The organism is Synergistaceae bacterium (assembly GCA_017540085.1).
Classification (GTDB): domain Bacteria; phylum Synergistota; class Synergistia; order Synergistales; family Aminobacteriaceae; genus JAFUXM01.
Genome location: JAFYBQ010000006.1, coordinates 22,518 through 35,858, shown reverse-complemented (window position 1 = coordinate 35,858; position 13,341 = coordinate 22,518). Strand labels below are relative to the sequence as shown.

The following is a 13,341-nucleotide window of genomic DNA, read 5'->3' as shown; positions in this document are numbered from 1 at the left end:
CGGGAGATTCTGTTATGGGTCTCTGCTTATGCGCTGAGGTCGTAGACGTTCTCGCTGGTCGTTACGGTCTTTGCGCTCTTTGCTGTCAGCGGCACATTCTCGTAGATTGCGCCGTTTACTATTATCGCTGTCATCAGGGCTTTCACGCTGGCCAGTGTCGCGCCCGATTTCGCGTAATTGAATGTTAATGAAGCTGTCTTGTCGCCGTTTGTCCCGAATGTGCAGACTAATTTTGTTCCTGCCGCCATATTTCTCACCTCCTTTCATGATATACCCTGTCCGCCTACGCCGCCGCTATCGTGCTGGTTTCGGTCTTCTCCACCGTGCTTACTGTCTTGCTGAGGCACGGTTCTAACGCCGCTACTACCGCTAATGCCTTGTCAGCGTCAAAATTGTCCTTGCTGAGTGTTCCCAGTGAAATGCTGACTGTTCTTGCTCTTCCCTCAGTGTCGATTCCGTTGTCGAGCTTGATATTCACGCTGACTTTTTTCAGTGTCGTTGTCGCCATATTTCGGTCTCCTCCTTTCTTTGTCGTTTTCTTTGCCGTTTTTGTCTCCCGCGTTCGACAGTGAGAATTATACAGCATAAATGATTTATGTCAAGCATAAAAATAAAATCAATCATAAAGCCTTTATCACCGCTCAGATTTCAGGCAACAAAAAAACCGCCCGCATGTTTCACGGACGGCCTTATATGCTGTAATGCTGTGTTATACGAGTAATTCTTTTGCTATGAACAGGGCAGAAAGTGCGACCATCAGGAATGATATATCCTTCATTTTTCCTGTCAGCAGTTTTATTGCGACGTAAAGGACTATGGCGAACTCGATTCCCGTAGCAATGCTATACGCGAAAGGCATCATGAAGAATCCCACGATTGACGGGATTAATTCTGTCCAGTCGTCAAAATTCAGGTCTCGCAGACTCATCATCATGTACACGCCTACGATAATCAGCGCGGGGGCTGTAGCGTAGCCGGGGACGATCTTCACAAGCGGCGTGAAGAATATCGCAGCGACAAAAAGCAGGGCTGTTACAATTGCGGTTAATCCTGTCCGGCCGCCTTGGGCGACTCCTGATGATGACTCAACGTAGCTTGTTACGGTTGACGTACCCATAGCCGCGCCCGCCATTGTCGCGACTGCATCAGCCATCAGCGCACCTTTTGCCCGCGGAAGGTTTCCGTTCTCGTCAAGAAGCCCGGAGCGGTTGCAGACTCCTACGAGAGTTCCGAGAGTGTCAAAGAAGTCAACAAAGAAAAATGTGAACACGACAACCCAGAACTCAGGGGACTTTATGAGGGAGAAATCAAGCTGTCCCACAAGAGGCATTATTGACGGAGGCTCTGACACAAATTCGTTGGGCAGCTCAACGAGTCCCATTGCCGCGGCGATTCCAGTAACAGCAATTATCCCGATGAGGAGTGCGCCTTTCACGTTCCACGCCGTAAGCACCGCCATAATCAGCAGGCCGAGTAGAGACAGCACCATGGGCATATTCTCGCTCAAATGTCCGAGTCCGACTAATGTTGCGTCATTCTTGACGATTATTCCGGCTGACTGTAGGCCAATGAACGCAATGAAGAGTCCTATTCCGGCGGAGATTCCTATCTTGAGGGATTTGGGTATGGAGTTCATTATCTGCTCGCGAATTGAGGTCAGTGTCAGCACCGCGAAAATTGCTCCCTCGATAAACACCGCCGCAAGAGCCATCTGCCATGTTACGGGCGCACCGTTGATTTTCATGTTGAGGACAACGCCGAACGCGAAAAATGCGTTTAATCCCATTCCCGGAGCGAGGGCTATAGGGTAGTTGGCGAATACTGCCATGCAGAATGTACCCAGTGCCGACGCAAGGCAGGTTACAACAACGAGTGCGTCGAAATCCATTCCCGTGCTGCTGAGGATTCCGGGGTTCACGAATATGATATACGACATTGTTACGAATGTGGTTATTCCCGCAAGGACTTCTGTAATGAATGTGCTTCCGCTCTCGCGTATCCTGAATAATGACATGTCTGTAATTCACACTCCTGTTGGAATATTGAGGCTATATTATCTCACAAAAATTTTCTGCCTTCCCCCGCGTGTTATGTCTGTATATCCCTGATCCGTTATTCTCAGCTCAGGTATGACGCTCAAACACAGGAATGACAGTGCCATGAACGGATGAGCGATTCTCACGCCCAAATCACACGCGGCATTCTCCATGTCAGCAAGATTCCGGGAGACTTCCTCCGGGCGCAGGTAGCTCATGAGTCCGCCGATAGGGAGCGCGAAAGATGCCTTGACCGTTTCGCCGTCCGTAACAGAAAGCCCCCCGCCCATGTCAGCAAGAGTCCGCAGAGCCGCGGCAATGCTCACATCATCAGCACCAGCCACAACGAAATTATGCGCGTCATGTGCGACTGATGAGCCGACAGCACCGCGCTTAATGCCGAGTCCCTTCACGAAACCGACAGAAAACCGCCCTGTGTCCCGGTGGCGTTCAAGCACTACGATTTTTGCGATGTCATTCTCAGGGTCTGCGACTGCGTACCAGCCCTCTATTTTGGCGGGAAGAGTCAGCGTCCGCGTTATCACTGTGCCTTCTGTTACGCCGATAACGTTAATTGCGCGCCCTTCAGCTTTAACGCGAATCTGCTCGGCTGTCGGGACTTTCGTAACCTTCACGCGAATCGCCGGGGCTAAATGCTCAGACTCACTCACCGAGAATACATCATCATCCCTGACTGCCTGCCGTCCGTTTTTCCAGACAGAATGAATCCTGAAATCAGGAGTCATTTCCTCAGCGTCAAGAACCGCGAAATCCGCGATTTTTCCCGGAGCTATTATCCCTCTGTCATGAAGGCGGAAATACTCGGCGGGGGACAGCGTAACCATTCTCAGGGCGACAAATGGATTCAGCCCCTCGCCTATCATGATTCTCATTTTCTCGTCCATGTGTCCGCGCTCAAGAAGGTAACGCGCTGTTATGTCATCGCTTACGGCCATACAGCGGGCGGCGTTGAGGGGATTTTCTTTCACCAGCGGCAATAACGTTTTCAGGTCAAGAAATGATGCACCCTCGCGAATCATCAGCCACATTCCCCGCGAAAGTTTTTCCCGCGCCTCGTCAAGCGTCGTGCATTCATGATCCGAATCAATCCCGGATGACATGTACGCGCATAACGCCTTGCCCGTAACCCCCGGAGCGTGTCCCGTCAGCGGAACATTCCCCGCGGCCATGATTTTGCCCCAGGCTTCAGAGTCGCCCGCGATAACAGCGGGGTAATTCATCATCTCCCCTAAATGCTGAGTCATATTCCGGTCAAACATTGATTTCACTGCGGCCATGTCTAACTCCTCGTAGGGTGTCTCAAACTCTGAGGCAGGAACGCATGAAGGCGCACCGTAGAATATATCTACCGGGAGTCCCTGAGAGGCCCTGAACATGTACTCAAGCCCCGACATTCCGAGAGCGTTCGAGATTTCGTGAGGGTCAGCCATTACTGTAGATGTGCCGTGAAGCGCGGCTGTCTGCGCGAATGCCGGCGGGGTCATCATTGTGTCCTCGATGTGAATATGTCCGTCAATCATTCCGGGAATAACGGCTCTTCCCTCTGCGTCAAATTTCACATGGCCGGAATAATTATGACCTATGCCCGCGATTTTCCCGGAATATATTGCGATGTCGGCGGACTCGTATTCCTGCGTGAAAATGTTTGCGATACGTGCATTATGTATCACTATGTCGGCGGGGATGTCCCCTCTTGCGGCGGCGGCGAGTCTGTTCATGATGATTTTTCCTCCCTGAATATGAAGTATCTGCTTGCTATGAAGTTAAGCATTATCGCTATTATATTTGATACGGCTTTTGTGATAACGTCATCGAATTTCAGAACGTCAGCAAAAATATACATGAATGAGACCTCAAAGACTCCTGTAGCTATTCTGCACATGAAAAACTCTGAAGCCTCGCGGAACATTCCGGCCAATGTATGAGTCTTAGCGGTGAAGACAAAATTACGGTTTGACCAGTAAGCGAACGATACAGCGATTACCCAGGCTACCGCGGCTGAAGGGGCTATACCCAAGCCTGCATAGCGTGAGACCGCCCAATATGCGAAAATGTCGATGGCAGTCGTAAGGACTCCGAATATCCCATAAAGCGCGAGCTGTTTTACGGATTGGAACAAACTATTTTCCCCTTTGCGTGTGATTTCGCGAATCATATCATGTTGCGGAAAAACGCCCGGCATTGTCGGCAACAAGCCCGCAGGACTGTAGAGTCATCAGTGCCATGTTCACCGTCATGAAATCAAGCCCCGTAACCGAAATTATTTCATCGCTAGTTATTCCGCCCTGTCTCTGAAGGAGTGAGTATATTATTTTCTCATTGTCTGAAAGCTGGCCGGACTCCGCTGTATTCTCTGAAGTATCATCATCACCGCCGAAATCAATGGAAAGCTCCCGCCCTGCCGTTATTGTGCTGATAAAGTCGGGAATGCTGACGAAAATCCCGGCTCCCTCGCGCATTAGCATGTTTGTTCCCGCGCTGGTCTCGTCCGTGATTCTTCCGGGTATTGACCATACATCGCGCTTCAGGTTCAGAGCCTCGTGTGCTGTGTGCATTGCTCCGCCGTCCTGAGGTGATTCGGCTATGACTATGTGCGCTGAAATTGCCGCTATTAGCCTGTCCCTTTCCGGGAATCTCCATGAGTTTCCGTCAGTGCCGAAAGGATACTCGCTGACCCACGCGCCCCGCTCAAGTATGCGTGAAAACATGTCTCTGTTCTCCGCCGGATATGTCTTGTCGAGTCCCGTCCCGAAAATCACAACCGTAATTCCGTTCTCAGCGAGAGTCCCGCGGTGGCCTGCCGAATCGATTCCCCTTGCGCCCCCGCTAACGGTGATTATTCCCGCCCGTGCCAATGCCCTGCCGAGATTCGCCGCGACATTTTCCGCATAGGCCGAGCATTTCCGGGTTCCTACAATTGCGACAGAGGGCAGCGAGAGATTCACGCCTCCTTTGACGTAGAGTCCTACAGGGGGATTCTTCAGCTCCGACAGTCTCACAGGGTAATCAATGCTCTTTGAGGTGATGAATTTCGCGCCGTGAGTATAGAGTCTGTCGTCTTCACTTTCTGCCCATCCTGACGAAAGATATTCCGCAAGACGCTCCATCATTCTGTCGGTGAGTCCAAGCTCCTGCCATAATGAGCGGGAATGCCACAATTCCGCCGGGTCATAGTCCGAGCATAAGCGCGTAAAAATTCTGTCCGGGACTCTCACAGCGTTCATGAGCATGGCCGCCTTTGTCATATCGTCCACAAAAAAAACGCCTCCCTTGTATGTCTGCCGGGGTGCTTTACTGCCTACTGTATCAATATCCTGACCCTGTTCGTGAAGCCGTCTGCCTCTTCCGCCGTGTGCTGAATGTCGGACGCTTCAGCCTTCACCAGAGAATATGACACCGCGTCGCCCTCAGCAGGACTCATCAAAGCCCCGTCATATCTCACCTCAAGCAGAATTTCTCCGCTCTCCTCTGAATGCTCTATTGCCGCGTGAATGTTCCTGACTCCGGGTACGGGTATCAATATCCCCTGCATTAATTCCTCAAAGACGAGCTGAAGTTTCATTGCCTGCTTTCCGCCGATCATATTTTTCTGGCAGAACGTATCAATTGCCGACACTGCACCCGGAAAATCAAACATTCCATCTTTCACCCTGAACTCCGTAACATGAAGGTGCCGTATGAATCTGCGTGTCTTTTCGCGTTTCGGGGACGTGAAAATCTCAGCGGGAGTCCCTTCCTCGTATATTTCGCCCTCGTCAAGATAGAACACCCTGCTGCATATCGCCCTGGCAAAATTCATCTCATGCGTAACAATCATCATCGTTTTTCCTGAACGCGCTAATTCCCGGATAACGGCTTGCACCTCTCCGACCATCGTGGGATCAAGCGCGCTCGTAGGCTCATCGAGGAGAATCACATCAGGGTTCATGGCAAGGGCGCGGGCTATGGCGATTCGCTGCTTCTGTCCGCCGGATAATTCATCGGGGTAATTCAGATACTTTTCCGGGAGTCCGACCTGCCGCAAAAGCCTCATGCCGTTTTCGTACGCTGACTGCCGCGACTCTCCTTTGAGCCTCACGGGGGCGAGCATTATATTTTCGATGACAGTCAGATTCCCGAACAAGTTAAACCGCTGGAATACCATTCCCATTTTCTGACGTATCTTGTAGATGTTGCACTTTGGACTCGTGATTTCCTCGTCCCCGAAATATATCTTTCCGCCGTCAGGACGCTCAAGCATATTTATGCACCGCAGAAGCGTGGATTTCCCCGTTCCTGAAGGCCCTATCACCGAAATTACATCCCCGGCTTTAATCTCGGCGTTCACATCAGAAAGCGGCGTAACATTCGGGTAAGCCTTCCTCACATGCTCAAGCCTAATCATGATTTTCACCTTCCTTTAACGTGTCTATTCCCCGCAGAATGTCTCCGGGCTTCCTCTTTGAGGGCGTTATTCTGACATGAATAATGTTGACGATGATATTCAGCATTCCCGCAAGGACGAAATATATCACCGCAACAGCTATCAGGGGGAAGAATGCTTCATAGGTGCGGCTTCTCACTATGTCGCCCATTTTCGTCAAATCCTGCACCGCTATGTATCCCACAACTGATGTCGACTTTATGAGCATTGTTACTTCTTCTTTGAACGATGGCATGAAATGTAGTGCCGCTTGAGGAAGTATCACCGTGAAGAATGTCTGCATGTCCGTAAAGCCAAGTGCATAGGCCGCTTCAGTCTGTCCCCTGTCAACCGCACCCGTCCCGAAAGTAAGCATTCTGTAGACCGATGTCCCGAATGTCAGAGTGAACGCGATAATTGCTACTACGATTCCGCTTATGTTGACGCTGCCGAAAATGATGTAGTACAAAATCATGAGCAGTACGACAATCGGAGTCCCCTTTATGAGCCACACAGAAAATTTTGTGATGATGTTGGCGGTTATGCTCCCTGTACGGCAGAACATGAACGCCGCGAATCCAAGCAGCATTCCGCAGAATATTGACGACACCGTGATTATCATCGTGTTCATTATCCCCTCGGCAAAGAGCTTCCATCTGTCCTCGCGGATAAAGGTCTTCCTGAAACTTGACGCAACATCGTCCCAGAATGACGGCTCATCAGGCGCGTTATTTTCCGTGTGTACGGCCTGCACCGGGGGAGGCGGTGTTTTTGCTGACGGCTTGAGGACAACGAGAACGTTATCGGCCTCGACATTCGGGACTTCCGAGAAAAGCACGGACTTTGCGCGCTCGGCTGTGTATTCCATCGCGTAAGAAAAATCACACTTCCCGGACGCTACAGCACCAAGCACACCGGAATGCGACATAGGTACAACTTCAAGTCCGTAGCCTTTCGCACGGCAGAACATCACAGCTATATCAATGTCATAACCGATAATCTTATTGTTCCTGACGTAAACGAACGGAATCATTGCAGGGTCAGCGGCCATTTTCAGAGTCCCTTTTTCTGACGGAAGATGTGAATAATCCTCGCCCTTTGTGTATTCGTCATTGTTCATTATCCACTTGTCATAAAGTCTCTTGATTGTACCGCTGTCCCGTAACTCCCGGAGAAATTCGCCGTATTCACTGCGGAGATCCCGCCCTTTGTCTGACGAGACGAACGCGGCAGAGTGATAATTTTTCTGCAAAGGCTCTGAGACTCTCGCGAGGCCGTCATTCTCATTAATCACGAAAACGGACGTAGCAAGACCGCATGACAGAGCGTCAATTTTCCCCTGCTTTAGAGCCATGAGAATATCAGCGGGCGACTCATAGTAGGCGAGAATCGCGGAGGGTATTTTCTCCTTCACGATTATTGCGTTGTTCGTGCCTGTAACGACTCCGATTTTCTTTCCGACGAAATCTGACAGCTTCATATTCACGGAAGGAATCACGGCTGAAGGCTTCATGACGACAATAACGTTTGAGCTTTCTGTGTTGGGAGTCTCGGACAATAACAGGCTCTTGTCCCGTTCATCGGTGTATTCAATGCCGTATGAGAAATCACATTTTCCCGTCTCAAGCGACCCTAACACCCCGTTATGACTCATCGCTTCAACCTTCAGCCCGTAGCCTTTTGCCTTGCAGAATCTCACGGCTATATCAATTTCGTAGCCCAAGATTCTTTTGCCTTTCGTGTAAACGTAGGGAGTTACGGACGGATCTACGGCCATTGTGAGTATGCCGTTAGGGTGCGGGAGATTGGAATAATCATCAAGTACGCGCTGTGAGTCGTCTTCTCCGTCAATCCATTTGTAGACTAGCGCGGCTATTGTGCCGTTGTCCCACAGAGTTTTGACGAAATCAGAATATTCCCGGCAAAGTTTCCGGCCTCTTTCGGTGTTGGCGAAAGCTGCCTTGCGGTGAGTTTTTCCGAGCTGCTGAGGAAGATACGTAACGTTATGGCCTTCTCGTATCATGAAGAGTGCTGTTGAATGCCCGCATGATATAGCGTCAATTTTTCCTGCTATCAATGCCGGGAGAATATCGCTGTTTGAGTTGAAGTATACGATTTCCGCGCCTGGGATTTTCTCCTTTGCGAGCTGGCCGTTCATGGAGCCTACAGCGACTCCGATTCTTTTCCCGTTGAACTGGGACAAGTCAGTGTAAAATGCGGGCGGGGTTTTTCGCGGGGACTTCATGACGAGGAAGACATTTCCTGTTCTGCCGTTGGGATATGAGAATAATACGCTCTGTGCGCGCTCCTCAGTGTATGCTATTGATGAGGCGGCAAAATCGCATTCCCCGGACTCAAGGGCGGGTATTATCTCCCCGAAAGGCATCGGCACAATCTCAAGCCCGTAGCCGTAAGCCCGGCAGAATCTTCCGGCAAGCTCAACATCATAGCCCATGATTTTCCCGTCCCTCATGAACGCAAACGGCATAACCGACAAATCAGCGGCCATTCTCAGAGTCCCGTTGGGATTCGGGAGCGATAAATAGTCATCCGCAGCCTGCTCGCTGTCGTTCCTGCTGAACCATTTTCCGTCAAGCCAGTGAAGAGTCCCGTTGTCCCACAATGGCTTGATGAAATCTGTGTACTGTCCGCGCAGCTTCTCGCCTTTCTCCGTTTTCGGGAATATCGGCCCTATGTTGTAATTTGTGAGCTGTTCTCCGCAGTAATCAATATCATAATTATCGTGCATCATGAATCTTGCGACAGGAACAGGAACGCATATAGCGTCAACATTGCCGGATTTCAGTGCGAAAAGCGTTGCGGCCATGCTGCTGAACTCTACTATATTTGCTGACGGCACGTTTTCCCTTGCGATTTCAGGATTTATTGTGCCGAGCATAGCTCCGATTCTTTTCCCGGCAAGCTGTGATTTGTCGGTGTACATTGCTGATGACTCTGCGCGTTCGTATTCGGCTTTGAATGTGAGAAGGACATTGCCGGATTTTACTGCGGGCGTTTCTGTGAAGAGGGTATTTTCTGCGCGTTCGGGCGTTTTGTTCAATGACTGTGTGAAATCGCTCTTTCCTGTTTTCACTGAAGCTATTGCTCCTGTCAGCGGCATATTCTGAACTTCAAGCGCGTAACCTTTTTCCTTGCAGAATCTCACAGCTAAATCAATATCATACCCGACAATCCTGTTATCCTTCACGTAAGCGAAAGGCACTAATGATGTGTCGACAGCCATAATGATTCTGCCGTTTGTCGCAGGGAGCTGTGAATAGTCGTCCGTAATCTTTTTGCTGTCATCATGGCCGAGCCATTTTTCATTGAGAGCGTCAATTGTCCCATTGTCCCATAAAGTTTTGAGGAAAGCGGAATATTCAGCGCACAGTTTCCGGCCTTTGTCAGTCTGCGAGAAAATCGGATAAAGATATGTTTCGCGCAGGGGAGGATTAATGCGGGCGAGTCTTGAGTCTTCATTCTCCGCAAAAATCGCCGCGGGCAGTGAGCAGCATATCGCGCTGACTTTCCCGGCCTTTAGCGCGGTCAGCTCGTCAGTCAGTGAGTCATAGTACGCTAATTTTGCTGACGGAATTTTTTCGGGGACGAGTTCGGCGCAGGTTGTCCCGGTCTGGACTCCGATAATTTTTCCCGCAAGTGATGGATAAGCCTCGCTGACTTTCTGCGGGCTGTCGTCTTTCAGGCAGGCCATTACCGAGCGTGCGTTGCAATAAGTCTCAGAGAAATACACGGCTTCTTCGTGTTCTTCTGACGGAGTGAAGTCCCCTGCAAAATCTACTTTTCCCGAATTGATAGCAGGAATCGTAGCGTCAAACAACATCGTCTGAACGTCGAGTCCGTAACCGTATGCCCGGCAAAATTCTACAGCAATATCAATATCAATTCCGGCTAACTTCGTCCCTTTGTAGTAGTTGAACGGCGGATAACTTCCTTCAGCCGCGTATGTCAATGTTCCGTTTTTTGCGGGAAGACTCTTGAAGTCGGGCGGAATTTTTGCGGATTCGTCTGCTCCCTGCCATTTCGAGAGGATAGCGTCAAGTTCACCGCTTGCCTTAATTTTGCGTATATACTCGCTCATCTCATCACATAATTTTTTCCCCGCTTCTGTCTGCGCGTAAAAGAATGAATATCCGAAAGGTTTTCCGACAGGCTCATCAATATACGCAAGCGTGTTATCCTCAGCGGCCATGAGAGCAAGAACGGGAGAGTCAACGAGGAATCCTTCAATCTTGTGAGTCTTCAGGGCTGACACTAAATCGGGGTACGTGCTGTAGTATTGTACTTTCGAGAGGGGGAGAGTTTTGGCGGCCCATTCCTCCCAGTCGATTATCCCCGGCTGCATTCCGATGGGCTTCCCGTTAAGCTCGGTGAGGTGCTTATATTTCGGCACTGTCCTTCCTGTTACGGCAGGGGCGGGAGCGGGTGAGTCATCAGCTTTCAGGCAGACCATTACGGAGCGGCTTTTAGCGTAAGGCTCGGAGAAGTATATTTGCTGTAGATGTTCATCGGACGGAGTCAGAGCGTCAGCCGCAAAATCACATTTCCCGGAAATCACAGCCGCTATTATCGCGTCGCATGTCATGGACGAAACGCGGAGTCCGTAGCCGTAAGCCTCACAGAAACGGGCGGCAATGTCAATCTCATATCCGGCGATTTCGTTTCCCCTGTAGTAGTTGAATGGGGGGTACTCTCCTTCAGTCGCCATAGTCAGAACACCATTAGGCGCGGGGAAATTTTTATAGTCCGGGAGAGTCTTGGCGGATTCGTCAGCCCCTTCCCATTTCGTTATTATTGCGTCAAGTTCTCCGCTTGCTTTTATCTTTCGGATATACTCGCTCATTTCGTCGCGTAATTTTCTGCTCTTGTCATTTTTCGGGAAGCCGTAAGCAAGGTCATATGACTTGTCTATTTCCCCGTCAATTTTCGCTATGTTCTCATCTTCCGCCGCTAAGAGATTGAACACAGGCTCATCAGCAGGGAAGCCTTCAATCTTGTGATTTTTCAGAGCCGTCAAAATGTCGGTGAAAGTGTTGTAGAAAATGACCTGCGAATGAGGCAGAAGCTCCCTTATGAAAGAAGACCACTCATAAACGGCGGGCTGCATTCCGATGGGTTTTCCGTCAAGCTCGGCGAGAGTCGAATATTTCGGTCTGCGTGATGTTTCGGCTTTTGCTGACGGCTGAGTCTGCCCCGGCGATTTCAGGAGCAGGACGCTCTTCAGGGTGCATACAGGCTCGGAGAATCTCACGGACTCGGCGCGTTCCGGGGTCATTGTGATTCCGCCTATGCCCATGTCGCATTTCCCGGAGTTTACGGCAGGAATCACCCCGGTGAAATTTATCATGCTGAAGTTGGGACGGTAGCCTTTCTCCCGGCAGAAGCGGACGATAACATCAATGTCATGCCCTGTGAGTTTTCCGTCTTTCATGTATGAGAACACCGGGGCCTCATTGTCGGCGGCGATTCGTATTGTGCCGTTCGTGTCAGGAAATTTGCTGTAATCTGGGATAATCTTTTTGCTTTCGTCCGTGCCTGTCCATATTGCGCTGATCTGCTCAAGTGTCCCGTCAGACTTTATCCGCCGTATATATTCGTTAATCTCATCAGCGAGGGGATTATTTTTCGGGGACTTGGGAAAAAGGAAGGCAGCATAAGAGTTTCCGAGAGCTTCATTCATGTGTGTCAAATCGCGGTTCGTCCTCTCAGCCTCAGCCGCTATAGTCTTGTCAACCGCCGCCGCGTCAATTTTTCCTGACACCAGCGAGCCGATTATGTTTGCCAGGGAGTCGAAATACAGAATATCCGCGCCGGGTATAGAGTTCTTCACCATGTCATGCTGTACTGAGCCTGTGAACACTCCGATTCGTTTTCCCCCGAATGCCTCAAAATTTCCTGTCTCACGCTCAGGGATTAGGGGTGTTTTTCTGTCATCATAAACAGCTACAATGCAGTTAATCGGGAAAACTATATCGGAAAAAATAACGCTCTCTTCAGTTTCTTGGGTTACATAGAGATTCGACAGGGCAATATCAATAGCACCGCTTTTGAGAGCCTGCAGTATGCTTCCGAATCCGTACATCTTGAACTCAACCGTTGCCCCGATATAAGCCGCAAATCTCCGCCCAAGCTCAACGTCAAAGCCTGTAACCGTGCTGTTGATGAAGAAACTGAACGGCATAACGACTCCCGTAGTGCCGACAGTGAGATGAATATCTGATTTCTCCGGGACATCAATCGCGGGCATATTATGATTATTGTCATCTACCCAGCGTTTGTACATGGCCGCTAATGTTCCGTCAGCCTTCAGCCCCGCTATGAATGCGTTGAATTTCTCCCTGAGTCCGGGAATCTCTGAGACTTCCGAAATCCCCGCGGCAGTAGGCACAGGGCTGCCCAAGTAGCCGGGAAGGATTCTGACATGTTCGAGTCCGTTCTTGATGGCTGAAATAAATTCGGACTCGTTTGCTGTGAGAGCGTCAATTTTTCCTGTCTGAAGCGCAAGATACTCGCTCAGGAAGTCGTTGTACTTGAGGATTTGCGCGTTCGGCAGATTTTCCCGCGCTCTTTCGAGAACAGGCCCGTCGGAGTCAGAGCCGACTCTGTAACGGGGATCATTGAGCTGTGTTATTGATGTGATTTCGGAGGGTGAACATAAGCATATTTCCGGGAGAAAAAAAATTATTGCCAGTAATACGGGAAGATATGAAAAGATTTTGCGGACAGTCATTGAGACCACCTTTCATTGTGTAGGGATTAACACGGATATTATACACGCTGGGAAAAAAGTGAACATACCTTCGCTTTAAGAAGCGGGAGCTTCCTGCTTCACCGAAGACCGCGCTATTTCCTTATATAGGTTAT

At 50.1% G+C, this 13,341-nt stretch carries 8 protein-coding genes; all 8 read right to left on the bottom strand.

All coding sequences use genetic code 11. The features are described from left to right. Positions 1-26: 26 nt before the first annotated feature. Positions 27-248, bottom strand: coding sequence for a DUF2922 domain-containing protein (locus tag IKQ95_00800; protein ID MBR4195232.1), 222 nt, complete (start codon positions 246-248; stop codon positions 27-29). A gap of 35 nt (positions 249-283) precedes the next feature. Then, positions 284-508, bottom strand: coding sequence for a hypothetical protein (locus IKQ95_00795; GenBank protein ID MBR4195231.1), 225 nt, complete (start codon positions 506-508; stop codon positions 284-286). A 201-nt stretch (positions 509-709) separates the two neighbouring features. After that, positions 710-2,014 carry an NCS2 family permease gene (locus tag IKQ95_00790; GenBank protein ID MBR4195230.1) on the bottom strand — a complete coding sequence of 435 codons (1,305 nt, stop codon included), beginning with the start codon at positions 2,012-2,014 and terminating at the stop codon, positions 710-712. Between the two features lie 39 nt (positions 2,015-2,053). After that, on the bottom strand, positions 2,054-3,781 hold the full coding sequence (gene ade, locus IKQ95_00785; GenBank protein ID MBR4195229.1) for an adenine deaminase: 1,728 nt from the start codon (positions 3,779-3,781) through the stop codon (positions 2,054-2,056). Continuing rightward, positions 3,772-4,176: a GtrA family protein gene (locus IKQ95_00780; protein ID MBR4195228.1), complete on the bottom strand. Its 405-nt coding sequence runs from the start codon at positions 4,174-4,176 to the stop codon at positions 3,772-3,774. Before IKQ95_00780 ends, ade begins: the two co-directional genes overlap by 10 nt. Before the next feature lie 37 nt (positions 4,177-4,213). Beyond that, a complete protein-coding gene (gene dprA, locus IKQ95_00775) occupies positions 4,214-5,311 on the bottom strand; it encodes a DNA-processing protein DprA (GenBank protein ID MBR4195227.1) in 1,098 nt (365 codons plus the stop codon). Positions 5,312-5,355: 44 nt separating this feature from the next. Beyond that, the gene (locus IKQ95_00770; GenBank protein MBR4195226.1) at positions 5,356-6,441 is read right to left on the bottom strand and encodes an amino acid ABC transporter ATP-binding protein; all 1,086 of its coding nucleotides are present in this window, start codon (positions 6,439-6,441) and stop codon (positions 5,356-5,358) included. Beyond that, positions 6,434-13,207, bottom strand: a complete 6,774-nt coding sequence (locus IKQ95_00765) for a transporter substrate-binding domain-containing protein (protein MBR4195225.1) — start codon at positions 13,205-13,207, stop codon at positions 6,434-6,436. Before IKQ95_00765 ends, IKQ95_00770 begins: the two co-directional genes overlap by 8 nt. Positions 13,208-13,341: the final 134 nt, after the last annotated feature.